We start from the raw sequence: 24,153 nt of genomic DNA, 5'->3' as shown, positions 1-24,153 counted from the left end.
TCGATATCAGGCACCGCATCAACGTACAACTCGTGCTGCGGGAACTCCGGGCGTCCATGGTCGCTCTGACGGCCAGGGGGTCGGTCGCTGACGGCTAGCATTGTCCGGTGCCCACAACTACTATCAGCCGACAGATCCTGCATCTGGCGGTCCCCGCCTTCGGCGCGCTGATTGCGGAACCACTTTTCTTGCTCGCCGATTCGGCGATTGTCGGGCACCTTGGCGTGGACCAGCTGGCTGGCGTCGGACTCGCGGCGACGGTGTTGCAGACGGCCGTCGGGCTGTTGGTGTTCCTGGCGTATTCGACGACGCCGGCCGTCGCCCGATTGCTGGGGGCCGGACGGCTGGCTGACGCGCTCGCCGTTGGGCGGGACGGGCTCTGGCTGGCGGTACTGCTGGGCTTCGGGCTCGCGATAACCGGGTACGCGCTCGCCGCGCCCGCCCTGGGTTTGCTGGGAGCCAGCGGCCCTGTTCTGGAATTCGGCGTCGAGTATCTTCGGTTTTCGATGCCGGGGCTGCCCGCAATGCTGCTGGTGCTGGCCGCAACGGGCGTGCTGCGGGGTCTGCAGGATACCCGGACGCCGCTGCTGGTGGCGGGTGTGGGCTTTATGGTCAACATCGCACTGAACTTGCTGCTGGTGTTCGGGCTGGGCCTCTCGGTGGCTGGCTCGGCGCTTGGGACCAGCATCGCGCAGTGGGGTATGGCGGGGGTCTATCTGGTTATCGTGGCCCGGGCTGCACGGCAACACGGGGTACAGTTGGCTCCTGATTGGGCTGGAATTCGTGCTGTATCGCGGGTGGGAAGCTGGCTGATGCTGCGTACGCTTAGCCTGCGGATTGCCATCCTGGCCACCGTGCTGGTGGCCACGGCGCAGGGGGCCGTGAATTTGGCAGCCCACCAGTTGGCCATGACGATCTTCACCTTTTTGGCGTTCGCGTTGGACGCGCTTGCGATCGCGGCACAGGCGTTGGTCGGCAAGGAGCTCGGCGCGGAGAACGTGCTCCGAGTCAAGGAGTTGACCGGCACCATGGTCCGCTGGGGACTGGTCTTTGGGGCTGGAACCGGACTGCTGCTGCTGGTGGCCGGGCCCTGGGCCGGGTGGCTGTTCACCCCGGACCAGGGGGTGCATGCAGCGCTCGCGTCGGCCCTGTTGGTGCTCGCCATCGGCCAACCGCTCGCCGGACTTGTCTTTGTGCTGGACGGCGTGCTGATAGGAGCCGGCGATGCCCGGTACCTGGCGCTGGCCGGCGTGGCCAATCTGTTGGTTTACCTGCCGCTGCTGTTCTGGGTCTCCGCTGCAGCAAGAACCGGGCCGGGCGGGCTGGGCTGGCTGTGGGCGGCCTTCGCACTGGGCTATATGGCCGCGCGTGCGTTGACCCTCGGGCTACGGGCGCGGAGCACTCGCTGGATGCGAGCCGGGGCACACTAGGGATTGCACATTTGCATACTGGAGTCGACGGGAATCAGGAACCGCGCGGGAACCTAGCTAGGGCGACTAAACTGGCACGGTGACTGAACCTCCCGTACCCGTTCTCCTGCCCGAGGCCGGCAGCCCGGCGCAGCCGGCGTCGCTGTGGAAACCGGTGCTGTTGCGCGCCCTTGTGGGTCTGGTTTTCGGCGCGGTGACGGTTTTTTGGGCCGCGCCGAACACCGCCGGGATGGGACTGGCAATCGGGGTGTATTTCCTGGCCTCCGCCGCCTCCCTGAGCTGGCTGCTGCAGCACCTACGCCTGGCCAAAACGAACAAGAACTTCATTGCCTTGGCGCTGCCTGCCGGCGTCCTTGCAGCCTGCGGTTTCATCCTGTTTTTCCATGCTTCGAACTCTTTTGTGGCCTGGATCGGGGCGGCGGGGCTGTTCGTGCTCGGGCTCGGTGAGCTCTACCTGGGCATCAAATACCGCGGGAGACACCTGTTGGCGCGGGACTGGCTCACGGCAGGCATTGTGGGCATCGGTACGGCTGTGGTGCTTCCCTTTTTCACGGAGCTGGGGCCGCACGCTCTCCTTGGCGTGGCCGGCGGCGGCTCGATCGTCACCGGAGCCCTGCTGCTGCTGGCCGGCCTGACCATCCGCTTCGACGCGGGGAAGCCGGCCAGGCCGTAAACTAGAGATACCGGGCCTTCTACTCCGCGTAGAACTTGCGGGTGGGCTCTGCCGCGGGACAACATTTGCGCGTGCCGCCCTGCAGAACGGGCAAAGCACCGGCAGCGCCGGAAACAACAGGAGGACATGACGTGGCGGAGAAGAGACCGGCAACGCCCGGGGAACCGCGGATCTCGGTAAAGGCGCCGTTGGGGTTTTCCTTTGTGCTGGGATTGATCGCGGGGGTCGTGACGCTGGTTTTCTCAACTGGAGGCACCGCGCATACGCCCCGCTGGGATCTCGCGGCCATCGCGTTCGGCGTCGCTTTCATTGTCTGTCTGGTCGTGGCCGCGATGCTGTCCATGAGCTACAAGGAGAACGCCGAACACCTGGGCAAGGGATCAGGTGTGAATCTCACCTCCGCTGAGCGGCTGGCTCAGAACCAGCGTCGGCAGCAGAAGCCGCGTAACGACGACGGCGGCTCCCGGCAGTAGCCAGCTAGGGTCCGCGAAGGGCCGCCAACGTGTTGCCGATCCGGGAATAGACTGCTGCGTCTACGGTGACCCCGGCGTGCCGCAACGCGAGCACCGCGGCCCCCACGACGCCGTCGGCGACCCGTATCACTCCTGCGCCTTCGAGTGCGGGGCCGGGCAGTGACCGCTTCACCGACGACGCCAGCGGGGAATCCCTGCTGAGGATGCTGCCGCCGAATACGACGGGTCCCCTGGTTGATGGATCAATCACGGCACCGAGGGTGGCGGATAGGGCTCTGGCAGCGCCTTCCAGTATTTCCCGCGCGACTGGATCCGGTGCGGATTTGTTCTGGGCGGCTTCAAAAGCAAGCGGGGCGAAGCGGGCGAGTTCCACCGGCCGCAGGTCGTAGAGCGCGTCGACCATCTGCTGGGCCGCCGCCGGGCGTCCTTGGATGATCGCGGCCAGTCCCGGGTCGATGCCGAGGGCATCCATCAGTGCGGCGGTCAGCAGAGTCCGCGGCCCGCGTCCATCCACCGCTGCGGTGACGGCTCGGACCACGTGATGACCGATCCAGAACCCGGATCCGGCATCGCCGAGCAGCCAGCCCATTCCGTCCGCCACGGCGTCGAGCCTGCCGTCCTTGATTCGTGCTCCCACCGCGCCGGTTCCCGCCACGAGTGCATACCCTTGGTCATGAAAGGTCCCGGAAAAAAACGTCGCCAATAGATCAGCTTCGATCACAAGGCTTCCCCGCAGCCCGAGCGCCGCTAGTTCTCCAGAGAGCAAGTCCGCCGAAGTGTGCACGGACGAGCCAGCCATCGCGATGACCGCCGAAGAGTAGCCGCCGGACGCCGCTCCCAGCTGCGCCGCGGCGCCTTCCAGTGCCCCGCGCAGGGATGCCAACGCGACCGCAAATCCGCTGGAAACAGGGTTTCCGCTGCCACCCCTGCCGTAGCCAAGGCAGCTGCCCAAGCGGTCCAATATGACGGCGCGGGTGGACGTTCCTCCGGCGTCAAAGGCAAGAATATTCTGCATCGTTACCATTCCGTGTCTACATTATGACTTGACACACATCGGGTCTGAGAATAGTTTTCAAGGATCGATCGAAATCAAGAAACGGATTTTCATTTATGTCAACGTTCACGTCTGCTGGTGGGGCTGGTACTGCGGTGGGTGTCGTGAACCGCATTCAGGCCAAGCTACCCGAAATGCCGGCAGCCATGGCTAAGGTCGCCGGATATCTGCTCCAGCATCCGGCGGCGCCGATCCAACTGTCCATCTTGGAACTGGCCGAGCAGACGGGGACCTCCGCGGCCACCGTGACGCGGTTCTGCCGGCTCCTGGGCTACACCGGCTACGTCCCCTTCCGTGTGGCCATTGCCGGGGATGCCGGACGCAGCGATGCCAAGGAATCCTGGAAGGTGGACATCGGCCGCGCCTTTGGTCCGGATGATGCTCCGGAGGACGTCCTCAGTACTTTGGTCAACGCACACACTCGGTCACTGCGCGAAACAGCGACGGTCATGGACATGGCGCTGATGAATAAGATCGCCCGGCGGATCGCGCTCAGTACTCATGTGGACATTTACGGCATCGGTGGCAGTGCGTTGATGGCCAAAGAGATGCAGTCCAGGTTATACCGGATCGGAATCAATGCACACCATTGGTCGGAGGCCCACGCCGGTCTGACCAGCGCCGCCATCCAGGACAGCACCTGTCTGGCCATCGGTATCTCCAACACCGGCCGGACCGAGGAGACCATCCAAATGCTGCGGCAGGCCGGTGCGGCCGGAGCCATGACGGTGGCCTTGAGCAACAACCCGGGTTCCCCGCTTGCGGAGGCGGCGGACCTGCAGATCATTACCTCCGTCCACGAGCAGTTCCTTCAGCCCGACGATCTTTCGGCCAAGCACGTTCAGCTGCTGGTGCTGGATCTGCTCTATCTGCTGGTGGCCCAGCTCAACTTCACGCAGACCACGACGAAGCTTGCTTCCTCCGCGATGGCCGTCGCACCGCACCGTCGGTCTACCCGGTCGACCTCAAGGGTGGATCAACACGACAGTCTGTACACCGCGACGTCGTCACGAAAGAGGAGGAACCATGTCTGACGTGGTGGACGGGTATCTGCTTGAGGTCACGGGCAGACTGGACCAGCTGGCTGCGGAGGCCCGGTCCGGCGGTCTGGACGGGGCGGTGGATCTGATAGTCAACGCCCTGGAAGCCGGCGGCGTAGTGCAAACGTTTGGCACCGGTCACTCCGAGGCCTTCTCGATGGAGTTCGCCGGCCGCGCCGGAGGACTGATCCCGACCAATAAGATCGCCCTGCGCGACGTCGTCCTCAGGGGCGGCCGCGAAGCGGGCACTCTTGGCGGCTCCTCGCTGGAAAGGGACCCCGCCGTCGTCGACGAACTCTTCGATATATCTCCCATCGGCGCGGCGGACGTCTTTATTATCGCCTCGAACTCCGGGGTCAACGGATCGGTCGTGGGCCTGGCGCTGCTGGCGAAAGACCGCGGACACAAGGTCATCGCCGTCACCAGCCTACGGCATACCAATGCCGTCGAGACCAAGCACCCCAGTGGTATGCGGCTCAGTGAGATCGCCGACGTTGTCATCGATAACGAGGCTCCTTACGGCGACACCACACTCGAACTTCCAGGTATAGGGGGTGTCGGCGCCGTCTCATCGATCACGGCAGCGTTCATTGCACAGCTGCTGACGATCGGAACGGCCCGTCGGCTCGCGGCCGCGGGGAAGACACCGCCCCTCTATATTTCGGCGAATATTCCGGGTGGCGACGAACACAACAAGGGCCTCGAAAACCTCTATCAGGGCAAAATCAGGCGCGAGGCATGACCTGCGGAATTACCGGAGCCGTTCAGCATCCTGTCAGACAGGGATGCGGCGCCGGACGAACCAAAAACATTAGATCGAACCCGTTTCGCACCAATAATGGAAGGCACTAAAACAATGAACATCCAGAACAAAACTCTGCAACGCCGTGGTTTCCTCCGGGGCGTCCTGGCTGCGGCGGTCCTGGTTCCCGTCGCCGGTTCGCTGGCATCGTGCGCGGGCGGCGGAGGCGGCGCGCCCGCCGCCTCCACGGCCGCGGGCCCGGTATCCGACACGAACCCCTTCGGCATGGCGGATAACTCCACCATTGATGCGGTCATCTTCAAGGGCGGCTACGGCATCGACTATGTCGAATTCGCGGGCAAGCTGCTGGAGAAGAACCATCCGGGCAGCACCGCCAAAATAGCGCCCTCGACGGCCATCGCGCAGGAACTGCAGTCGCGTTTCGTCGGAGGTAACCCGCCAGACCTGATTGACAACTCGGGTGAAGGCGCCATGGGGTTCAGTGCGATCCTGGACCAGCTGGAGGACTTGAATTCCGTCCTCGAAGTTAAGAACCTCGAGGGCACGGTCATCAAGGACACCCTGTATGCGGGGGTAGAGGCGCCGGGAACCTTCGGCGGCAAGCTGGCTGCGTTGAACTACGCGCTGACAATATACGCCCTGTGGTACTCGGCCTCGTTGTTCCAGGACAACGGCTGGACGGTCCCGAAGACCTGGGACGAGGCGCTTGACCTCGGCGCCAAGGCCAAGGCCAAGGACAAGTACCTCTTTGTCTGGGGTAAGGAAGCGGCCACCTACTACCAGACCCTGGCCCTGGGTTCCGCCATCAAGGAAGGCGGCGACGCGGTCCGCCTGGCCGTGGACAACCTCAAGGATAAGTGCTGGTCCCAGCCGGCCATCCAAAGCGTGTTCGCCGCGATGGAAAAGGCGGTCAAGGCCGGCTACTTCAAGCCGGGTGGTTCCGGCACGAAGTTCACGGCGGCACAGGCACAGTGGAGCAACGACGAGTCTGCTCTGCTGTACCCGTCGGGTTCGTGGATTGAAAACGAAATGAAGGACCAGACCAGGCCCGGCTTCAAGATGACGGGGGCGCCGGAATTCACGGTCACCTCATCCTCCAAGATGCCGTACGACGCCATGCACAGTGCCGCGGGCGAGCCTTTCATCGTTCCGTCCAAGGGCAAGAATGTTGCCGGCGGCAAGGAACTGCTGCGCACCATGCTGTCCAAGGATGCGGCCACCAACTTCGCCAAGACGAAGCTGGCCCCGAGCATCGTCAAGGGCACGGTCCCGGCCGACGGGTTCGGCTCCACGGCCCTGGTCTCCCAGACCAAGCTGCTCGACGCCGCGGGGTCGAACATCTTCACCTGGGGTTTCGTTGACCTGTACGGAATGAACAAGGACCAGCTGGTGCTGTGGAACACCTTCCTGGACGGCAAATCGGACGCGGCGACGCTTACTTCCGGCCTGCAGAAGATCACCGATGACGTGCGCAACGACAGTTCAGTAACGAAGATTGAAGTGAAGTGAAGTGAAGTGATTGATCTAAGTTCCCAGGTGCGTCCGGATAGCGGCAAGCCCGCCGCTATCCGGTCCCGCCGGAAGAAACTGACCTTCGACAAGGTCAGTTTCATGGTTGTTTTTCTCGGCCTGCCGCTGGCTGTATACGTTATTTTCGTGATCTCGCCGTTCGTCCAGGCCGCGTATTACTCCATGACCGACTGGTCCGGGTTCACCGCGAATATGAACTTCATCGGCCTGGACAATTACGTGAAGCTCTTTCACAACGCCACATTTATGAAGGCACTTGGCAACAACATCATTCTGGTGATTGTGTTGCCCCTGGTGACTATCATCCTCAGCCTGATTCTTGCCACCCTGGTCACCGTTGGGGGCAGCAGCCGCGGACAGATCAAGGGCCTGAAGAACTCCAGTTTCTACCGCGTGGTCTCGTTTTTCCCTTACGTCATTCCTGCCATCATCATCGGCATCATGTGGACGCAGATCTACGATCCGAGCAACGGTCTGGTGAACGGAATCCTGACCTCACTCGGCTTAGACCAGTTCAAGTCCTTCCCGTGGCTCGGGGATGAACGCACCGCCATGGTCGCCACGATGTTTGTCATCGTGTGGGGTTTCATCGGCTTCTACATGGTCCTGTTCGTCGCGGCCATCAAGGGCATCCCCGCGGAGTTGTTTGAGGCGGCCAGGATCGATGGCGCCGGCAGGGTCCGCACCATGGTCAGCATCACCGTTCCGCTGATCCGGGACAACATCCAGACGGCCTACGTCTACATGGGAATCCTGGCCCTTGACGCCTTCGTTTACATGCAGGTCATGAATTCCGGCGGTGGCCCCAACAACTCCACGCTGGTCATGTCCCAGCAGCTGTTCTCCACCGCCTTCACCAAGAACCAGTTCGGCTACGCCAGTGCCATGGGCGTGGTCCTGGCGGCCGTAACCTTGGCGTTCTCCGGGCTGGTGTTTCTGGTCAACAGGCTGACCGGCGGAAAGGATGACGCACGATGATGTCACTCAAACAGACCTCACGACGGCGTGCGGTACCCATGGAACTCCTGAGGAAGTCCAAGGAAACGTCCGGCGACAAGGCCGTCGCAGCCGTCTCGCACACCATGCTCATCATCTGGTCCCTGATCGTCATTCTGCCGCTGTTGTGGACCCTGATGACGTCCTTCAAGACGACGCGGGAGATTTTTGCCTCCCCGTTCTCCCTGCCCGAGCAGTGGAATTTTGACAACTATGTCTCGGCCTGGACCACGGCGGGGATCGGCAGCTACTTTGTGAACACCATCATCGTGGTGGGCTTCGCCCTGATCATTGTGATGGTGCTGGGCGCAATGTGCGCCTACGTGCTGGCGCGCTTTAAATTCCCGGGCAGCCGCGCTATTTACTACCTGATGCTCGCCGGGCTGACATTCCCGATCTTTCTGGCCATCGTTCCGCTGTTCTTCATCCTTAAAAACATTGGCCTGCTCAATACCCTCCCGGGCCTGATCATTGTCTACGTGGCGTTTGCGCTGCCGTTCACCGTGTTCTTCCTCTTTTCCTTCTTTAAGACGCTCCCCCACGAGATCGGCGAGGCGGCGGCCATTGACGGGGCAGGGGAATGGCGGACCTTTTTCCAGGTCATGCTGCCGATGGCGAAGCCGGGGCTGGCGTCGGTGCTGATTTTCAATTTCCTCGGACTCTGGAACCAGTTCCTCATTCCGGTCGCGCTCAACACCAATGTGGGGCACTACGTCCTGTCCCAAGGCATGGCCGCGTTTGCGTCCCAGGCGGGATACGCGGTCAATTTCGGCGCACTGTTTGCCGCAGTCGTGATTACCGTGGTCCCCGTGCTGGTGGTGTATGTGATCTTCCAGCGCCAACTGCAAGGATCCGTTTCCGCGGGGACCAACAAATAATGCGGACCTGATCCGACGGCGGGTCGGCGCCGGACAGTTGCGGAGCCACCTTCCGCCAACTGGCCGGGTGCCGCGTCTGATGCGCCAGATTCGCCTTTGTCCGGTGCGGCTCCGGTTCAGGCCGGCATTTGGTCCGATTTGCGTCGGCGGCGGTATGCCGCCACGTGGGTGCGGTTGGCGCAATTGCCGGTGTCGCAGAAGCGCCGTGAGCGGTTCTTGGAAAGGTCGAGCACCACTGCGTTGCAGTCGCCGGCCGCGCAGATGCGCAGCCGGCCCAGTTCTTTGCCCCTGATGACATCCACCAGGGCCATTGCCGCTTCCGTACCCATCCGCAATGCCAGCGGGGCCTCCGGCGCGGTTGCGTGCAGGTGCCAGTCCCACTGGTCGTGTTTGACCAACTGCGGTAACGCACGGGCATTGGCGAGGATCAGGTTGGTCAGCCGCACGGCGTCCTCTTCCTCTGCCGTCCAGATCTCCCGCAGCTGACACCTTAATTGCCGGACCGACCGAAGCTCGGCAAGGCTGCGCGTGCGCGGGCCGGAAAACTGTTCCTGCTCGACGAACACCTCCAGATCATGGACAGTCGCCAGGGCGTCGGCATCGCGTTCCCCGGTGTTGATAAGCGCTGCCGCCGATCCAAGCGCAATCTCGGTGTCATTGCTGAATACCACTTTGACTCCTGACATAACATAGTCGTAGAGTCACTACCATACCGCGCTTTACTCATGACGTCCCCTTGGTGAGGACGCTCAGGACCGACACCGGAGTATGACCTGATGACGACGATACGCAAGACCCGCAGCCCCGCATCCTCCGCATTGCTGGTGGCCCTAATTTCGGCGGCGGCCTTTGCGCTTTCCGGCTCGTTTGCCAAGTCCCTCTTTGAAAGCGGCTGGTCTCCCGGCGCGGCGGTGGCGGTACGCATTGGCGGCGGTGCCGTCGTCCTTCTGGCCCCCGTGCTTGTCACCCTGGTCCGGCGATGGCACACCGTGCGGCGGTCCTTGGGCCGGGTGGCGTTGTATGGGATTGTGCCGATTGCCCTCTGTCAGCTCTTCTACTTCAACGCCGTTCAGCACCTTTCGGTGGGCGTTGCGCTGCTGCTGGAATACCTTTCCCCCGTGTTGCTGGTTGGCTGGGTTTGGCTGCGCACACGCACGTCACCTCGGGTGCTGACGGTCCTCGGCGCTGTGTGCGCGATGGGGGGCCTGGTACTGGTGCTCGACCTTGCAGGGGCACAGAAGCTGGATTTGCAGGGCGTTCTGTGGGGGCTGGCCGCGGCCGTCTGCTCAGCAGCGTTCTTCATCATGTCCGCGCGGTCGGACGACAACGTGCCGCCGGTGCTCATGGCCGGCGGTGGTATGGCGGTGGGCGCCGGACTGATTTTTGCTCTCGGTGGGCTCGGCGCGATGCCGCTGACCTTCTCCACCGGGGACGCAATCTTCGTCGGCCGGCAGGTCAGCTGGCTGGTTCCCATTTTGGGACTGGTGCTCGTGACGACCGTTTTCGCGTACATAGCCGGGATAGTGGCGGTACGGGGGCTCGGGTCCAAGGTGGCTTCCTTTGTGGCGTTGTTCGAGGTGCTGTTCGCGGTCATCTGGGCCTGGCTGCTGCTTGGTGAGCTGCCGCGGTCCATCCAGCTGCTCGGTGGGGCGCTGATCGTGGCCGGGGTGGTGCTGGTGAGGCTGGATGAACTACGCGGCCCCCGCCATCCGGAACTGGAGCACGCCAACTACCTGGAGACGCTGCCCGAAACCCGCTCCGAAACCCTGAACTCCCGCCAGTCGAATGTGGACATCTGCCCCTGAAAACTGCACGTACCCCCGCGCGGCAATTTTTGCCCCGGGGCCAGATCCTGAGCCGATTTTGACCCGGACCGAAAAAACTGTTGCGTCGGGCCCTCCCCGGTGGTCGAATGGGGGGCATGGCAACCAACGCGAGCGTGGTTTTGGCGATCGGCACCAAAAAGGGTCTCTGGGTGGGCACCAGCACGGACCGCAAGACCTGGGATTTCACCGGCCCGCATTTCCTGATGAACGAGATTCCCGGCATCGGCATCGACACCCGGGGGGGCCGGACGCGCATTCTGGTGGCCGCACGCTCCGAACACTGGGGAACCAATGTGGTGCATTCGGATTATTTCGGCGCCAACTGGACCGAGCCGGAGCAGGCTGCGATCGCCTTTCCGCCGGACACCGGGGCCGCGTTGGAACGCATCTGGCAGCTGCAGCCCGATTCCACCGACCGCCCGGGCGTGGTGTGGGCGGGCTGCGAACCGATCTCCGTCTGGAAATCCACCGACGGCGGCGAGCACTTTGAGCTCAACCGCGGGTTGTGGGACCACCCGCACCGGTCCCAGTGGGGCGCGGGCTTCGGCGGTGCGGCCGCGCACACGGTGCTGCCCAGCCCGGCGGACCTGCAGACGGTCCATGTCGCCATGAGCACCGGAGGCGTCTATCGGAGCACCGACGGCGGGGAATCATGGGAGGCCCGGAACCACGGTATCTCGGCATATTTCATGCCGGATCCGCAGCCGGAGTTCGGCCAATGTGTGCACAAGATCGCCCGCGACGCCGTACAGCCGGAGCGGCTCTACGCACAGAATCACCACGGGGTGTACCGCTCCGATGACAATGCGGACAGCTGGACCTCCATTGCGGACGGGCTGCCGGCGGACTTCGGTTTTGTGATGCTGTCGCACCCGAGGCGTTCCGGCACCGCTTGGGTGATCCCGATCAAGGCCGACGGCGAGCGGATTCCGCCGGACGGAAAGCTTGCGGTGCACCGCACGGACGACGCCGGAGCCAGCTGGATCCGCGCGGATGCGGGCCTGCCGCAGTCCGAGTACAACGTAGTCCTCCGAGATGCGGCCGCGACGGATACGGCAGAGCCTGTAGGGGTATACTTCGGGACACGCGGCGGGTCCGTGTACGCCAGCGCGGATGAGGGCACCACGTTTACGGAAGTCGCCTCTCACCTGCCCGATGTGCTCTGTGTACGTGCCGCCGTCGTCGCCGGTTAACCAGGAATGCCATGACCGAGCCTGCGGACGTTCTGGTGCGTGTCCCCAGTCTGCTGCGCCCGTTCACCGGCGGGAGGGAAGAACTCCTGCTCGCCGTGGAGGGGGCGGTGTCCGTGGCGGCGCTGCTGGACACGATCGGTGCTCAGTTTCCTGTCTTCGACCGGCGGGTGCGCGATGAGACGGGCGCGCTGCGCCGCTACGTTAACATTTATCTGGGGCACGACGACGTCCGCCGGCTCCGCGGGACGGACACCGAGGTGCAGCCCGGGCAGGAGCTGATGATCATCCAATCCGTGGCCGGTGGTTGAGCGGTCCTGTCCGCTGGGTCCTAACCGGCGAGTCGGCACATCTGCCCCTACAACGGCCGGTGCTGGCGGTAATCGGCGGGAGTGTCATCAACCAGTGTTCGTGAGACTAGCGGACGGCATCGGTTTGCGGCTGGCAGGATGTCAGAATCACTTCCAGGTGGCGCGCGATTTACGTCGTATCAAGTATTCGTGGAGCTTCGGTGCGGTGTATTCGTAGGTGCCCTTTTGAAGCCTGTAGACAACACCTTGGTCTGCAAGCCGCCCCATGAGCACATTGACATTTCCCTGCTTGCGAGATGTCACCCGATGGATATCGGCGGTTCGCAACGGCGGATACTCGCAATCCCCTGTGAGTTGCAGTAGGTGTTGTTCGGCAGGGGTTAGGGAATCGATCGTTGGAGAGTAGAAGTCATGATCCAATCGCCTGAAGATAGTCTCACGGAGTCCTACTAGAAGGCTGGCAGTCATGGAGTCTGTTGTGATGTCTTCCGCCTCTTCCCAGAGTTCGGCCCCCCACAGTTGCACAAAGTATGGATAGCCCTCAACGTCGTCCATTACGGCGTTTACAAGATCCGAACGGGCCGTTCTGCCGGTTCCATCGAGTGGCCGGAGGAAAGCCTCTCGGGTTTCTTCCCGTGTCAGACGACCAACTTCTTCCCCGCGGAACATCCGCTCGCTGTAGGTTCTCGCTTCAAGAGATTCGAGATAAGCGTAGGCAACCCGCAAAGCACAAGCGCTAAGGGTACGTGCTGTTCCTGCAGGCTGTTTACGGCTTCAACGAGCAAAGACAGAGGGTGCTGCCCCTCCCGGTCTTTCTCATCCACGAGTACCTGCGCTTCGTCCAGCATGAGCACGAGGCCCGATTTTCCCGCTTTAACTGCAATGAGTGTTGTCTCTAAGAGGTCTTCTGCCAGATTGGAAGCTTCCCGATCAGTCGTGCCGGACAGCGAAACGGTGAAATCCTCAATGGTCATCGTTTCCAACGAGCGAACGCTATTGACGACCATTTCTGTTCGCTGCCGAAGGTTTTCGATGCGGCATACCTGAGCTTGCACTTCGATGAGGCGGCTATGGAGCACGTTAACGATGGCGTCTTCACGGTTGTGACGGGGTTCGAGCTGAACGCGGCAGACTGCCCAGTTAAGTTCGCCCTTTTGATCTCTTCGAAGTGTTTCAGCAGGACAGTCTTGGGTTCTTCGTGACGTCTCCCGGCTATGCAGTACTAACAAAATGTTGTTGTTATCCATGGTCCTAACAGTTTTTTGTTAGAAGCGAATGGCCGGGCTCCAACGACATTTACGCCCTGCAAAAGAACACTACGGGCAGTGAATGCGTGCCGGTGATGACCTCGTGTCCGCACTGGTCACTGACGCCTTTACCCTGCTGGGCACCATTCCCCGACCATCAACCGATGCCACTTGGCCGCCGCATCCACACGGCCAAGAACGCGCGGAAAATGCTGCCCCAGTCCCATGAGCGGCTCCGCCGCGAACACCGTGTCCCGGCTGCTGGTTCCTGTTTCGCAAACGTTTACCGCCGGCACCGGCCGATGGTGCAGCGCTTGTCATGAGAGACGTGCGGGTCATGCGGACCCTGGCTGAATTGGCGTCAGGGGTGGACGACCGCCTTCAGTGCGCCGGGGGTGGCTCCGACGGTCAAGGCCGCTTCCACGTCATCGAGCCCGTGCACCGAGGTGACCAGTCCGTCCAGGTCAACCGCAGATATTGCCGCCAGTTCGATGGCGGTCGGCCAGGTGTTGGCGTACCGGAACGTTCCGGTGATCAGAAGCTCACGGCCCTGCACCAGCTGCACCGGCAAGGCGATGGTGTCGGCTCCCATCCCAACCAGGACACACCGGCCCCGGGGAGCCAACCGGGCCAGTCCGTCCAGTACCGCCGGTTCCGCTCCGGTTGCGTCGATGAAGACGTCGAATTCGGGCCCGGCGGCCGGGGCCGCGCGCGCCGGATAACTATGCGACGCACCGTAGTGCGCGGCCAGTTCCAGGCGTTCGGCGCGGACATCCGTGAGGGTGACGACGCCGCCGGCCAGTTGGGCGACCTTCGCCGCGAGCAGACCGATCGGGCCCGCACCGGCCACCAGCACCTTGTCGCCGAGCCCCACCTTGCCGGCGCGGCTTGCCGCAATCGCAACACTGAGCGGCTCCAGCAAGGCGGCCGCGTCGTCGGAGACGGAATCGGGAACGGGATGGCAGAACGCCGCGGGGTGGACGGCATACTCGGCGAACACACCGTCCACCGGCGGGGTGGCAAAGAACCGCACACCGGGATCCAGGTTGTAGCGGCCGGCCAGCGTCTGCGCGGAAAGCGGCTCCGGGACACCCGGTTCCAGCGACACCCGCTGACCGGTGGTCCGGTTCAGCACCCCGGGCCCGAGGGCGACGATAACACCGGAGGGCTCATGGCCGAGCACCAGGGGCCGGTCCACCAGATAGTTACCGATCCGTCCGTGCCGGTAATAATGCGTATCCGATCCGCAGACGCCCACGGATTTGATCCGGACCAGGACCTCGCTTGGCCCCGGCACCGGCAGGGGGCGTTCTTCCACATGCACGCTGCCGTGACCGGCATCGAAGGGACCGCTGAGAACCGCAACCTTCATCGTCGTCGTCATTTCACCGCGCCCATGGACAGGCCGCGCACCAGCTGCTTTTGCGCCACCCAGCCGGCAATCACGACCGGCAGCGACGCCAGCACGGAGGCCGCCGACAGCTTGGCCAGGAACAGGCCCTCGCTGGTCATCTGCGAGACCAGGAAAACGGGCACCGTGGCCGCGTTGGCGGCGGTGACGTTCAGGGCGAAGAAGAACTCGTTCCAGGCAAAGATCACGCAGATCAGGGCCGTTGCGGCCAGACCCGGAGTGACCATGGGCATCAGGATGGTGCGCAGGGTCTTGATCAGGCCGGCGCCGTCCATCGCGGCCGCCTCCAGGACCTCGGCGGGGACTTCCTGGAAGAAGGAGCGCATCATCCACACGGCGATGGGCAGGTTCATGGCCGTGTACAGCACCACCAGCGTCCAGATGTTGTCCAGGGCCTTGATCTGTCCGGCAATCACATAGATGGGCATGATCACGGCGACCACGGGCAGCATCTTGGTGGAGATGAAGAAGAACAGGACGTCCTGGGTCTTCTTCACCGGCCGGATGCTCAACGCGTACGACGCCGGCACTGCCAGCAGGATCACGAAGACCGTGGACACGCCGGTGGCGATCAGCGAATTTAGGAAGTAGCTGCCCGCTCCGTTGCCCAGGACGGCCGCAAACTGGTCGAACGTTGGCACGAAGAAGAACACGGGCGGGTTGGAGGCGGCCACCGATTCCTGCTTGAAGGCCGTCATCACCAGCCAGATCACCGGGGCGAAGAAGATGAACGCCAGCACCCACGTGCCGGTGGTGATCGCGGAACCACTGAGCCGCCGTCGGGCTTCACGGGACCTCCGCTCGGCGGACGGAGCGGTGGAATGGGGGGTCATGGTGGTGGTCACGGCTTAGTCCTTCGTGTCAAAGCTGCGGAAGATGAGGCGCAGGGCGAACGTGGCGATGATGATGGTGGCGATGACCACCACTACACCCATCGCGGCTGCCTGGCCGATGTCGAAGCCCAGGAAGGCCCGTTGGTAGATGTAGAACGGCAGGTTGGCGCTGGCGGTGCCGGGGCCGCCGGCGGTCATCAGGTAGATCTGGTCGAAGGTGTTGACCACGTAGATGGTGCCGAGCAGGACGCCGAGCTCAATGTAGCGGCGCAATTGCGGGAGCGTGACCCAAAGGAACGTCTTGCCCCAGCTGGCGCCGTCAATCTGCGCCGCTTCCAGCACGTCCTTGGGCTGCGACTGCAGGCCGGCCAGCACCAGCAGCATAGTGAACGGCGTCCACTGCCAGACCAGGGCCATCAGGATGGAGACCACAGGGAACGACGACGTCCAGTCCACGGGCGGGATGCCCACCAGGGAGATCACCCAGTTCACCAGGCCGAAGCTTGGATTGAGCATGGAGACGCTCCAAAGCGTGGCACCGGCCACCGGCATGATCAGGAACGGGGTGATGAGCATGGTGCGCACCACGCCCTGGCCGCGGAACTTGCGGTCGAGCAGGAGCGCGAAGATGATGCCCAGAACCATGGCGGCAAAGACGCAGCCCAGGGTGATGATGATGCTGTTCAGGGCGGAGCTGCGGAATGTGGAGTCCAGGAAGATGTCCACATAGTTTTGCAGGCCGGTGAACTGGTTGCCGTCCGGACGGAGCAGGTTCCAGTTGCGCAGCGAATACCAGATGGTGACCAGGAACGGCAGCTGAGTGACGATGATCGTGAAGACCAGGGCCGGCAGCAAGGGACCGCGCCGGCGCCAGCCCTCCACCTTGGAATGCCTGGTTCCATTCGTGGCATTCTTGAGCTTGTGTCGTTTGAGATTGTGCCGGTCAACGAGAGTGCTGGCCATCACTTTCCTCCTTGTTGGTAGGACTGCGCAATGGATTCCGCATAGAGCTGCGCCTGCTTGAGTGCGTCTTCAACGGATTTTTGTCCGGCAATCGCGGCCGAGACCTGCTGACTGACCCGGGTGCCCAGGTCCTGGAACTCGGGGATGCCCACAAACTGCAGGCCCGGGTAGGGGACGGGATTGACCATGCTGGTCTCCTGCGTGGCCGAGTACATGGCATCCAGGGTGGGCTTGGCATAGGCCTGCGCCACCTTCGCGTACTCGGGGATTTCATAGGTGGACTGGCGGCTCCCCGGGGGTACCCGCTCCCAGCCGATTTTGTTGCCCACCAGCTTGATGTAGTCCTTGTTCGTCATCCAGGAGATGAAGTCCCAGGCCGCAGCCTTGTGCTTGGTGGTGGTCGGGACGGCCAGCGACCAGCTGTACAGCCAGCCGGCGGACTTGGTGTCCTTCACGGGTGCCGGGGCGTACCCGGACTTGCCCGCCACCAGCGAGGAACTGGGATCCTCAATGCTGGAGACCATGGCCGTGGCGTCGTACCACATGGCCGCCTTGCCCTGGCTGTAGCGGGTGATGCAGTCGCCGTAGCCACTGGTTGCGGCGCCGGGCTGGCCAGCCGTTTGCAGCAGGTCCACGTAGTCGGTGACGGCGGACTTTACCTGCGGCGAGTCCAGCCTGGCCTTCCAGTCCTTGTCGAACCATTGGCCGCCGTAGGTGTTGATCACGGTGTCCAGCGGCGCCATGACCTCGCCCCAGCCAGCGAGCCCGCGCAGGCAGATGCCGGCGAAGTCCTTCGATGGGTCGTTGAGCTTCTGGGCCAGGGCACTGACTTCGGCCCAGGTGGGGTGCGCCGGCATGGTCAGCCCGGCCTGCTTGAACAGGTCCTCGCGGTACACCAGGAAGGACGATTCCCCGTAGAACGGGACCGAATACATGTCACCCTTGTAGCTGAGCGCATCCTTGATGGTGGGGATGAAGTCTGCGGTGTCGTAGCCGGACGTGGCATCGGCCATCGGCTGGAGGTCCTCGATCCAGCCGTTCTTCGCCCACATCTGGGTTTCGTAGTTGGAGATCATGACGACGTCGAACTCGCCGCCGCCGGTGGCCACGGATGCGGTGATCTTGGCCCTGGCCTCGTTCTCGGGCAGCGTCACGAATTTCACGTTAACGTCCGGGTGCTTGGCTTTGAAGTCGTCCTGCAGGGAAATGGCGTCCTTCATCTGCGGGTTGGCGACGATGGCCACGACGATGTCGGCTTTGGCGCCTTCGCCGCTGGCAGCCGGGGCGCAGCCGGACAGCGCAAGGGTGACGGCGGCGGCGCCCGCCAGCAGGGCCCCGAGCCGGGTCTTCCTGTCCTGCGGACGCCGGCGACGTGCGTTGTGGTGTGGAAATTTCATTGGCCCCTTCAATCGTCGTGCTCATTTGAGAGCGAACAGTTGCTCATTTGTAAAGTGACTCTAGTCATATAGACTCGTTTGAGCAAGACCTGATGCTTATCCGTATTATCCGAAAGAAGAATCCGGTGCCCCAGCCAACGCATGAAGAGCTTCTTGCCCTCATCGGCAGGGACTACTATTTGGGCAATAGATCCAAGGTCGAGATAGCCACTACCTACGGAATTTCACGCTTCCAGGTGGCGCGGATGCTGGATGAGGCGCGCGCCGAGGGCATCGTGAAGATCGAGGTCCGCACGCCGGGTTCCATGCCGCCGAAGGATCTGCATCAGCTGGCGGCCTGGCTGGGTATCCGGAAACTCGTGGTGGTCAAAACCGCCGGCGACGAGGTCCAGCAGCGCGACATCCTGGCCCGCGCCGTGGCCCGGGAACTGATGGGCGGCGTCCGCGCCGGTATGACTCTTGGCATTTCCTGGTCCCGCACCCTGGACCTCGCCGCCCGGTATGTCACCGAGCTGCCCAAATGCGATGTGGTTCAGCTGGCGGGCGCGCTGCCGGTGGCCGGCGACGGCAATCCGCTGGAGCTGATCCAGCGGCTGGGACAGGCCTCGAACGGCCGCACCTGGCCACTGTGGGCGCCGCTGGTCGTGGACAGCGCCGCCATGGCCTCGGGGCTGAAGCTGCAGCCGGAAATTTCCGATGCCCTGCGGAAGGCCGATGCGCTGGATATTGCCGTCATTGCCATCGGTGCCTGGGCGCCGAGCCTATCCACCGTCTGGGACCGGGTGGACAACACTGCACGCGAGCAGGGCATCACCGGCGGCGCGGTCGCGGAATGCTCCGGACGCCTCATCGACGCGGCCGGATCGGCGGTGGTCACCGAACTGGACAGCCGGATCTTGGGCGTCAGTCTGAGCCAGCTCAAGCGCACATTTATGGTCGTCGCCGTCGGGCACGGGGCCGAACGCGCCGCCGCCGTCCGCGCCGCCTCTGCGGCAGGCATAGTCAGTACGCTGGTCGCGGACGAATCCCTCGCCACCGCGCTGATCAAGGAAAAAGGCCGGCAGGAAAAGGATCAGAAAGTAATCGACTCGAAGGAAAGAGACCTGAAGGAATACCAGCTCAAGGAAAAACTGTGACGACGGTTGTGGGAGTCGATTCCTCAACCCAGTCCTGCAAGGTGCTGGCCGTCGACGCGGGAACCGGGCGCATCGTCGCCAGCGGCACCGCCGCCCATCCGGACGGCACCGCCGTCGACCCGCATCTTTGGACGTCGGCGCTGCGCCAGGCTTGGCACAGCGCCGGGATTCCGGGGCTGGGCGGGGACGTGACGGGCGTTTCCGTGGCCGCCCAGCAGCACGGCATGGTGGCCCTGGACGCAGAAAACGAGCCGGTCTTTGACGCGCTGCTCTGGAACGACATCCGCAGCGCCGGCGACGCGCGGACCATGCGCGCCGAACTCGGTGCCGAGGCCTGGGTGGATGCCGTCAATGTGGTGCCGGTGGCCTCTTTTACGCTGACGAAGCTGGCGTGGCTGGCGCGGAACGAGCCCGCGGCCGCCGCACGCCTGGCGCGGGTGGTGCTGCCGCATGACTGGCTGAACTATCAGCTGTCCGGGCGGTTCACCACGGACCGCAGCGACGCCTCGGGGACGGGATATTTCAGTCCCGTCACGGACAGTTACCGGCCCGAGCTGCTGCAGCGCTACTTCGGCCGGGTTCCGGAGCTGCCACAGGTACTCACACCCGGCGGCCAGGGCGGCCCGGTGCTGCCGTCCTGGGGTCTGCAACACGCCGTGCTGGGCGCCGGCGCCGGAGACAATGCCGGCGCCGCCCTTGGCTTGGGCCTGCAGCCGGGGGAAATTGTTGTATCCATCGGAACGTCGGGGACGGTCTTCACCACGTCGACCACACCCACCCGCGATCCGAGCGGACACATCGCGGGGTTCGCGGATGCCACGGGCAACCACCTGCCGCTGCTTGCCATGTTGAATTCGGCGCGGGTGATGTCGGCGACGGCCCAGATGCTGCAGATCGATCTGACCACCCTTGACGCGATGGCGCTCGCAGCCGACCCGGCTGCGGAGGGGTTGATGCTGCTGCCGTATCTGGATGGCGAACGCACGCCCAACCTGCCCGACGCCCATGGCAGCCTGCTGGGGCTGAGCCGGTCGAATATGACCGCGGAAAATGTGGCCCGGGCCGCGGTTCTGGGCGTGCTGAATTCGCTCGCCGACGCCATCGAACGGATGAAGGAGCACGGGGTGCCCGCCAAGCGGGTGCTGCTGATTGGTGGCGGGGCCAAATCGCGGTCCCTCCGGCAGGCTGCAGCCTCGGTTTTCGGACTGCCCGTCGAGGTGCCGGTGGCCAACGAATACGTGGCACTGGGTGCGGCACGTCAGGCGGCGTGGGCGGCCACCGGTGTGTTGCCGGCGTGGGAGCGCCGGATCGAGGCGTGTTTTGAGCCTGACGGCGGATGGGGCGCCGAGGTGCGCGGCCGCTACGGCCAGGCGAGGCAGACCGTCTACGGGGTTTAGCCGCGAGGGGTGTAACGGGAGCCGCGCGCGTAGCTCAGGGTGCTGATGGTGATGGTGAAGTGCCTGGCCATGTTGTTCTGCCCGACGGTTTTGGGTGACCTGCAGGTGTGCGCCGGCCTCCACCACCATCATCTTGCCTGCCAGGGACGCCTTCAACGTCTCAATGGCGGGTCCGGCAGGGCGGAGAGATTGGCCAGGGTCTCGTGCTTGACCTTGCCTTCCTCGCGGAAGCTGCGGCGCAGCAGCACGGAACGATACTGGACCACGGCCCCGTGCTTGTCCACCGGGCATTCCGTTGGGGTTACTCCTTGTAGACGTCGCGTCGGTGTCCAAGCGTTACGACAACGACGATCAGGACATCGTCGTTGACGGTATAGAGGATGCGATAGTTGCCGACTCGCACACGAAGGCCATCCCGGCCCCTAAGTTTTCGTGCCCCGGGCGGCCGAGGGTCCTGGCCCAGCAACGCAATGGCGCCGTGTATTCGGCCCCGGATCGATGGATCCAGTTTGCGAAGAGCGCGCAATGCCGCGGGGCGGACCTCAATGCGGTATTCGTTCATACCCAGCCGAGATCAGCCTTGGCCTGATCCCACGGTATATTCTCTCCCTCTTCGGCCATCGCGGCGTCAAAGGCAGCGATGTCCTCGGTCTCTTCCAAAGCGTGCATCATCTTCTCGTATTGTTCCGGACTCACCAATACGGCGGCCGATCGGCCGTAGCGCTCGAGAAATACCGCTTCTGTTCGTGCCGTCTCCATCGCTGCTGGGAGGTTCTCTCTCGCGGCACTTACATTCATGGTTGCCATGCATAAAACGTACAACTAAGTATTGGTCTTGTACAGACCTGTCAGCAGTCTCGTAGGACCACCGGCGCGATCGCCGGATTGCCTGGCAGGTACGACAGAAAGTCGCCGTGGGAGAGCGCGTGTGATGTCGACGCGGGCAGCAGGAAGATCTCAACCAGCGGGTTGATGCCGAAGAACAGTGGCAACCGCTCCATCGCCGCAACGATGGAGCGGTTGCGCCGGTACTCTCGGAGCTCCTTCCGGAAGACGGCCCGGACGTGTCTGCTGCTTATCCTCACCTCCGACTCGCCTCTTAGTCCTCCTTGATCAGCTTGAGGTAGACGTCCTCGAGCGAGTGGTGCGACTCGCTGATCGACAGCGCGTCAGCGCCAGCCGCCACGAGAACCCGGCTAACCTCTGGTGCGGCCAACGTCGAATCGGAGACAGCGAGGACGTATGCTTCGGGGCCGTCCGGGTGCCAACCGTCCACGGCCGGGAGGCAGGCAAGGACGCGGTCCGGCTCGGGGAACGGGACGAGGTCCTGACCATGAGCGTCCTGGCAAACAACTGCTCTCGCAGCGCGTCGGGTCGACCGATCACGCGCAGGGTGGTGTAGATAGCAACACGATCGCAGATTCGCTGGGCCCCCTCGAGGCGGTGAGCGGTGAGAAAGATTGTCACGCCCCGCGTGCGGAGCCCGTCGCTCAACTCATGAACCCCTCGGGCGGCGACGGATCCAGACCCGAGGTCGGCTCGTCGAGGAAGAGCACCTCAGGGTCGCTGAGTAACGCCCTCGCCAAGGCAACCCGCTGGCGCAGACCCTTGGACAGCACGCCATAGACATCATGCGCCCGCTCGGAGTCGTTCGCGGCTAGGAGGGCGCGATCGATGCGCTGGCGGGCATCGGACAAGTCATAAAGACCGGCAGACAGCTGGTCTACTTTACTGGTGCGAACGCGGATGCGTGGGCGTCACGCTGGCGCCAGGAGCGTCAGCTACCCGACGAGTTGGGCTACGGCCGCGCGTGCGCCCGCGGTGTGCAGCGTATCGAGGGTCTGCAGGTATGCGGCGACGAAGCGCTCGCTGTCGATCAGGTCGCCGAAGACCTCGCGGTTGGCCAGAAACGCGAGCTTATCCTCGTGCTGCCGTGCGGCCGCGGCCATCAGCGGCTCCTTGAGGCGGTCGACGACGTCGATCACCCCGCCGTTTTCGTCGACTCCCTCGGCGTACCGCGCCCAAGACGCGACGATGCCCGCTGAACGGAAGATGTCGCCGTCGTTCTCCAAATTGATCCGGATCACCGGCAGCAGCCACTTCGGGATCCGGTCCGAACTTTCCGCGCACAGCCGCGCCAACGTGTCACGGACGTATGCATTGGAGAAGCGTTCGATCAGGGTGCGCTTGTAAAGCGGCAGGTCCACGCCCGGCAGTTCGGCGAGCGTGGGGGTGCCCTCTTGATCCATGTAATCGAGCAGGAACCGGGCGAACAGGGGATCCTGAGCGACCTCATGGGCGTAACGGTAGCCGGTCAGGTAGCCGAAATAGCACAACCCCTGATGGCTGGCATTGAGCAGCCGCAGTTTCATCAGCTCGTAGGGTTCGACGTCCTCCACCAGCTGCACCCCGGCATCCTCGTACGGGGGCCGGCCCAGACTGAAATGATCCTCCAGCACCCATTGTTCAAAGGGTTCGCAGACCACGGGCCACTGATCCTCAACGCCGAATTCGGCGGCGATGGCCTCGCGGTCGGCATCCGTCGTGACAGGGGTGATGCGGTCCACCATGCTGTTCGGGAACAGAACATTCGCCGCCATCCAGTCACCGAGTTCGGGGTCCTTGAGGGAGGCAAATGCAGTGAACATCTTCTTGGCCACGTCCCCGTTGCCCTGGATGTTGTCGCAGGACATCACGGTGAAGGGCGTCATGCCACGCGCGCGCCGACGGCCCAGGGCCTCGGTGATGAGACCGAAGGTTGTCCGCGGCGCGGCGCCGGGCTGCAGATCCAGCAGCACGTCCGGGTTTGTGGCGTCGAACTCCCCGGTGACATGGTGGAAGTTGTAGCCGCCCTCGGTCACGGTAAGTGAAACGATGCGCACTTCCGAGGAAGCCATCTTCTCGATCACCGCCTCCGGATCGTCCGGCGCGAACAGGTACTGCGCAACGGAGCCGATGACGCGGGCCTCGCGGGTGCCGTCCGGATTCTTCAGCAGCAGGGTGTAGAGGCAGTTTTGATCTGCCATTACCTGCTTCATTTTCTCATCGTGGGCCAGCACACCGACGCCGCAGATGGCCCAGTCCAGGGCTTTCCCCTGATTCATCAGCCGGTCCAGGTACATGGCCTGATGAGCGCGGTGGAAGCCGCCCATGCCGAAATGCACAATACCGGTTTTCAGGGTGCTGCGGTCATACCCCGGTGTGGCAGGGGCGCCGATGCGTTCGGCCAGGACAGGCAGGGCGGCGGAGGCCAGTTTCGTCATCGAATCTCCTCGGTTGCAGGAACTTTGCTTCAGAGTATCATATGAGCAATTCATCCGTGCTCAGATGAGCACGGCTCCTTTTCCCGGCCGCCGACGCTCCTGTTCTCCGCGGGCCGACGTTGGTCCGTGGGGAGATGTGCCCCTTTCCACCGGATCTCAACGGGCAAATGGCCCCGCTTGGCAGACTTGTCGACGGGATGGCGGCTTCGTCGTTTGCGCCGAGGGCTGGCGAGTGCCTGCTCTGCTATGCCTGCCGGATGCTTTACTTTGGGTTAATCCGGGCTCACCTGGGCCTGCCACTACCGGGAGGTCGTTCCGCCGCGGGCCACCCCGCTCGAAAGA

At 63.5% G+C, this 24,153-nt stretch carries 28 protein-coding genes; 13 read left to right on the top strand and 15 right to left on the bottom strand.

What is annotated here, in order from left to right; genetic code table 11:
• The first annotated feature begins 107 nt into the window (after positions 1-107).
• The 3 genes from ACLLJI_RS20445 (at position 108) to ACLLJI_RS20435 (ending at position 2,576) form a co-directional block, all read left to right on the top strand.
• Positions 108-1,430, top strand: a complete 1,323-nt coding sequence (locus tag ACLLJI_RS20445; protein ID WP_434616295.1) for an MATE family efflux transporter — start codon at positions 108-110, stop codon at positions 1,428-1,430.
• Between the two features lie 79 nt (positions 1,431-1,509).
• Positions 1,510-2,103 carry a hypothetical protein gene (locus tag ACLLJI_RS20440; protein WP_434616292.1) on the top strand — a complete coding sequence of 198 codons (594 nt, stop codon included), beginning with the start codon at positions 1,510-1,512 and terminating at the stop codon, positions 2,101-2,103.
• Between the two features lie 131 nt (positions 2,104-2,234).
• Positions 2,235-2,576, top strand: a complete 342-nt coding sequence (locus ACLLJI_RS20435; protein WP_434616289.1) for a hypothetical protein — start codon at positions 2,235-2,237, stop codon at positions 2,574-2,576.
• A gap of 4 nt (positions 2,577-2,580) precedes the next feature.
• Here ACLLJI_RS20435 and ACLLJI_RS20430 read toward each other — a convergent pair whose 3' ends face one another.
• A complete protein-coding gene (locus ACLLJI_RS20430) occupies positions 2,581-3,591 on the bottom strand; it encodes an N-acetylglucosamine kinase (protein WP_434616286.1) in 1,011 nt (336 codons plus the stop codon).
• A gap of 143 nt (positions 3,592-3,734) precedes the next feature.
• Between ACLLJI_RS20430 and ACLLJI_RS20425 the strand changes: the two genes are divergently transcribed.
• From ACLLJI_RS20425 to ACLLJI_RS20405, 5 genes are all read left to right on the top strand, one after another.
• A complete protein-coding gene (locus tag ACLLJI_RS20425) occupies positions 3,735-4,664 on the top strand; it encodes a MurR/RpiR family transcriptional regulator (RefSeq protein ID WP_434616283.1) in 930 nt (309 codons plus the stop codon).
• Entirely contained in the window at positions 4,657-5,412 is a 756-nt protein-coding gene (locus ACLLJI_RS20420) for a sugar isomerase domain-containing protein (protein WP_434616280.1), read from the top strand. Before ACLLJI_RS20425 ends, ACLLJI_RS20420 begins: the two co-directional genes overlap by 8 nt.
• A gap of 114 nt (positions 5,413-5,526) precedes the next feature.
• On the top strand, positions 5,527-6,942 hold the full coding sequence (ngcE, locus tag ACLLJI_RS20415) for an N-acetylglucosamine/diacetylchitobiose ABC transporter substrate-binding protein (protein WP_434616277.1): 1,416 nt from the start codon (positions 5,527-5,529) through the stop codon (positions 6,940-6,942).
• 102 nt (positions 6,943-7,044) lie between these two features.
• A complete protein-coding gene (locus tag ACLLJI_RS20410) occupies positions 7,045-7,941 on the top strand; it encodes a carbohydrate ABC transporter permease (RefSeq protein WP_434621720.1) in 897 nt (298 codons plus the stop codon).
• Between the two features lie 38 nt (positions 7,942-7,979).
• Complete coding sequence (locus tag ACLLJI_RS20405; RefSeq protein WP_434621717.1) at positions 7,980-8,837, top strand: carbohydrate ABC transporter permease; 858 nt, start codon at positions 7,980-7,982, stop codon at positions 8,835-8,837.
• Between the two features lie 116 nt (positions 8,838-8,953).
• Here the strand turns inward: ACLLJI_RS20405 and ACLLJI_RS20400 are convergent, their stop codons facing one another.
• On the bottom strand, positions 8,954-9,508 hold the full coding sequence (locus tag ACLLJI_RS20400; protein ID WP_283560983.1) for a CGNR zinc finger domain-containing protein: 555 nt from the start codon (positions 9,506-9,508) through the stop codon (positions 8,954-8,956).
• A gap of 105 nt (positions 9,509-9,613) precedes the next feature.
• On the opposite strand from ACLLJI_RS20400, the gene ACLLJI_RS20395 reads away from it, so the two are divergent.
• The 3 genes from ACLLJI_RS20395 to ACLLJI_RS20385 all read left to right on the top strand — a co-directional run bounded on the left by ACLLJI_RS20395 (position 9,614) and on the right by ACLLJI_RS20385 (position 12,164).
• Positions 9,614-10,642, top strand: a complete 1,029-nt coding sequence (locus ACLLJI_RS20395; RefSeq protein WP_434616274.1) for an EamA family transporter — start codon at positions 9,614-9,616, stop codon at positions 10,640-10,642.
• A gap of 107 nt (positions 10,643-10,749) precedes the next feature.
• Positions 10,750-11,856 carry an exo-alpha-sialidase gene (locus ACLLJI_RS20390; RefSeq protein WP_434616271.1) on the top strand — a complete coding sequence of 369 codons (1,107 nt, stop codon included), beginning with the start codon at positions 10,750-10,752 and terminating at the stop codon, positions 11,854-11,856.
• Between the two features lie 11 nt (positions 11,857-11,867).
• The gene (locus ACLLJI_RS20385; protein WP_283560980.1) at positions 11,868-12,164 is read left to right on the top strand and encodes a MoaD/ThiS family protein; all 297 of its coding nucleotides are present in this window, start codon (positions 11,868-11,870) and stop codon (positions 12,162-12,164) included.
• Between the two features lie 147 nt (positions 12,165-12,311).
• On the opposite strand, the gene ACLLJI_RS20380 is transcribed toward ACLLJI_RS20385, so the two are convergent.
• From ACLLJI_RS20380 to ACLLJI_RS20355, 6 genes are all read right to left on the bottom strand, one after another.
• Positions 12,312-12,719, bottom strand: coding sequence for a hypothetical protein (locus ACLLJI_RS20380; protein WP_434616267.1), 408 nt, complete (start codon positions 12,717-12,719; stop codon positions 12,312-12,314).
• An 83-nt stretch (positions 12,720-12,802) separates the two neighbouring features.
• A complete protein-coding gene (locus tag ACLLJI_RS20375) occupies positions 12,803-13,411 on the bottom strand; it encodes a hypothetical protein (RefSeq protein WP_434616264.1) in 609 nt (202 codons plus the stop codon).
• Positions 13,412-13,772: 361 nt separating this feature from the next.
• Positions 13,773-14,795: an NAD(P)-dependent alcohol dehydrogenase gene (locus ACLLJI_RS20370; RefSeq protein WP_434616261.1), complete on the bottom strand. Its 1,023-nt coding sequence runs from the start codon at positions 14,793-14,795 to the stop codon at positions 13,773-13,775.
• Entirely contained in the window at positions 14,792-15,655 is an 864-nt protein-coding gene (locus ACLLJI_RS20365; RefSeq protein ID WP_434621714.1) for a carbohydrate ABC transporter permease, read from the bottom strand. Before ACLLJI_RS20365 ends, ACLLJI_RS20370 begins: the two co-directional genes overlap by 4 nt.
• Positions 15,656-15,670: 15 nt before the next feature.
• Positions 15,671-16,618: a carbohydrate ABC transporter permease gene (locus ACLLJI_RS20360; protein ID WP_434616258.1), complete on the bottom strand. Its 948-nt coding sequence runs from the start codon at positions 16,616-16,618 to the stop codon at positions 15,671-15,673.
• Entirely contained in the window at positions 16,618-18,015 is a 1,398-nt protein-coding gene (locus ACLLJI_RS20355) for an ABC transporter substrate-binding protein (protein ID WP_434616255.1), read from the bottom strand. The genes ACLLJI_RS20360 and ACLLJI_RS20355 overlap by 1 nt, the downstream gene beginning before the upstream one ends.
• Positions 18,016-18,107: 92 nt before the next feature.
• On the opposite strand from ACLLJI_RS20355, the gene ACLLJI_RS20350 reads away from it, so the two are divergent.
• Positions 18,108-19,151, top strand: coding sequence for a sugar-binding transcriptional regulator (locus ACLLJI_RS20350; RefSeq protein WP_434616252.1), 1,044 nt, complete (start codon positions 18,108-18,110; stop codon positions 19,149-19,151).
• The gene (gene xylB / locus ACLLJI_RS20345; protein ID WP_434616249.1) at positions 19,148-20,548 is read left to right on the top strand and encodes a xylulokinase; all 1,401 of its coding nucleotides are present in this window, start codon (positions 19,148-19,150) and stop codon (positions 20,546-20,548) included. The genes ACLLJI_RS20350 and xylB overlap by 4 nt, the downstream gene beginning before the upstream one ends.
• A 152-nt stretch (positions 20,549-20,700) precedes the next feature.
• Here xylB and ACLLJI_RS20340 read toward each other — a convergent pair whose 3' ends face one another.
• The 7 genes from ACLLJI_RS20340 to ACLLJI_RS20310 form a co-directional block, all read right to left on the bottom strand.
• On the bottom strand, positions 20,701-20,832 hold the full coding sequence (locus ACLLJI_RS20340) for a hypothetical protein (RefSeq protein WP_434621768.1): 132 nt from the start codon (positions 20,830-20,832) through the stop codon (positions 20,701-20,703).
• Positions 20,833-20,849: 17 nt separating this feature from the next.
• Complete coding sequence (locus ACLLJI_RS20335) at positions 20,850-21,110, bottom strand: type II toxin-antitoxin system RelE family toxin (RefSeq protein ID WP_434616246.1); 261 nt, start codon at positions 21,108-21,110, stop codon at positions 20,850-20,852.
• A complete protein-coding gene (locus ACLLJI_RS20330) occupies positions 21,107-21,355 on the bottom strand; it encodes a type II toxin-antitoxin system Phd/YefM family antitoxin (protein WP_434616243.1) in 249 nt (82 codons plus the stop codon). The genes ACLLJI_RS20335 and ACLLJI_RS20330 overlap by 4 nt, the downstream gene beginning before the upstream one ends.
• A gap of 41 nt (positions 21,356-21,396) precedes the next feature.
• Positions 21,397-21,633, bottom strand: a complete 237-nt coding sequence (locus tag ACLLJI_RS20325; RefSeq protein ID WP_434616240.1) for a hypothetical protein — start codon at positions 21,631-21,633, stop codon at positions 21,397-21,399.
• A 14-nt stretch (positions 21,634-21,647) separates the two neighbouring features.
• Complete coding sequence (locus tag ACLLJI_RS20320; RefSeq protein WP_434616237.1) at positions 21,648-21,824, bottom strand: hypothetical protein; 177 nt, start codon at positions 21,822-21,824, stop codon at positions 21,648-21,650.
• A gap of 214 nt (positions 21,825-22,038) precedes the next feature.
• Positions 22,039-22,296, bottom strand: a complete 258-nt coding sequence (locus ACLLJI_RS20315; RefSeq protein ID WP_434621711.1) for an ATP-binding cassette domain-containing protein — start codon at positions 22,294-22,296, stop codon at positions 22,039-22,041.
• Between the two features lie 33 nt (positions 22,297-22,329).
• Positions 22,330-23,811, bottom strand: coding sequence for a mannitol dehydrogenase family protein (locus ACLLJI_RS20310; protein ID WP_434616234.1), 1,482 nt, complete (start codon positions 23,809-23,811; stop codon positions 22,330-22,332).
• Positions 23,812-24,153 lie beyond the last annotated feature (342 nt).

The sequence above is a fragment of the Arthrobacter sp. A5 genome (genome assembly GCF_051131705.1).
Taxonomy (GTDB): Bacteria; Actinomycetota; Actinomycetes; order Actinomycetales; family Micrococcaceae; genus Arthrobacter_M.
This window is presented reverse-complemented; position numbering and strand designations above follow the sequence as displayed.

Bases quoted from the DNA above. Each gene is read 5' to 3' on its own strand.
- ACLLJI_RS20430 (WP_434616286.1), bottom strand. From the start codon at position 3,591: ATGCAGAATATTCTTGCCTTTGACGCCGGAGGAACGTCCACCCGCGCC.
- ACLLJI_RS20420 (WP_434616280.1), top strand. From the start codon at position 4,657: ATGTCTGACGTGGTGGACGGGTATCTGCTTGAGGTCACGGGCAGACTG.
- ngcE (WP_434616277.1), top strand. From the start codon at position 5,527: ATGAACATCCAGAACAAAACTCTGCAACGCCGTGGTTTCCTCCGGGGC.
- ACLLJI_RS20410 (WP_434621720.1), top strand. From the start codon at position 7,045: ATGGTTGTTTTTCTCGGCCTGCCGCTGGCTGTATACGTTATTTTCGTG.
- ACLLJI_RS20405 (WP_434621717.1), top strand. From the start codon at position 7,980: ATGGAACTCCTGAGGAAGTCCAAGGAAACGTCCGGCGACAAGGCCGTC.
- ACLLJI_RS20395 (WP_434616274.1), top strand. From the start codon at position 9,614: ATGACGACGATACGCAAGACCCGCAGCCCCGCATCCTCCGCATTGCTG.
- ACLLJI_RS20390 (WP_434616271.1), top strand. From the start codon at position 10,750: ATGGGGGGCATGGCAACCAACGCGAGCGTGGTTTTGGCGATCGGCACC.
- ACLLJI_RS20385 (WP_283560980.1), top strand. From the start codon at position 11,868: ATGACCGAGCCTGCGGACGTTCTGGTGCGTGTCCCCAGTCTGCTGCGC.
- ACLLJI_RS20380 (WP_434616267.1), bottom strand. From the start codon at position 12,719: ATGGACGACGTTGAGGGCTATCCATACTTTGTGCAACTGTGGGGGGCC.
- ACLLJI_RS20375 (WP_434616264.1), bottom strand. From the start codon at position 13,411: ATGGATAACAACAACATTTTGTTAGTACTGCATAGCCGGGAGACGTCA.
- ACLLJI_RS20370 (WP_434616261.1), bottom strand. From the start codon at position 14,795: ATGACGACGACGATGAAGGTTGCGGTTCTCAGCGGTCCCTTCGATGCC.
- ACLLJI_RS20365 (WP_434621714.1), bottom strand. From the start codon at position 15,655: ATGACCCCCCATTCCACCGCTCCGTCCGCCGAGCGGAGGTCCCGTGAA.
- ACLLJI_RS20360 (WP_434616258.1), bottom strand. From the start codon at position 16,618: ATGGCCAGCACTCTCGTTGACCGGCACAATCTCAAACGACACAAGCTC.
- ACLLJI_RS20355 (WP_434616255.1), bottom strand. From the start codon at position 18,015: ATGAAATTTCCACACCACAACGCACGTCGCCGGCGTCCGCAGGACAGG.
- ACLLJI_RS20350 (WP_434616252.1), top strand. From the start codon at position 18,108: ATGCTTATCCGTATTATCCGAAAGAAGAATCCGGTGCCCCAGCCAACG.
- ACLLJI_RS20335 (WP_434616246.1), bottom strand. From the start codon at position 21,110: ATGAACGAATACCGCATTGAGGTCCGCCCCGCGGCATTGCGCGCTCTT.
- ACLLJI_RS20330 (WP_434616243.1), bottom strand. From the start codon at position 21,355: ATGGCAACCATGAATGTAAGTGCCGCGAGAGAGAACCTCCCAGCAGCG.
- ACLLJI_RS20310 (WP_434616234.1), bottom strand. From the start codon at position 23,811: ATGACGAAACTGGCCTCCGCCGCCCTGCCTGTCCTGGCCGAACGCATC.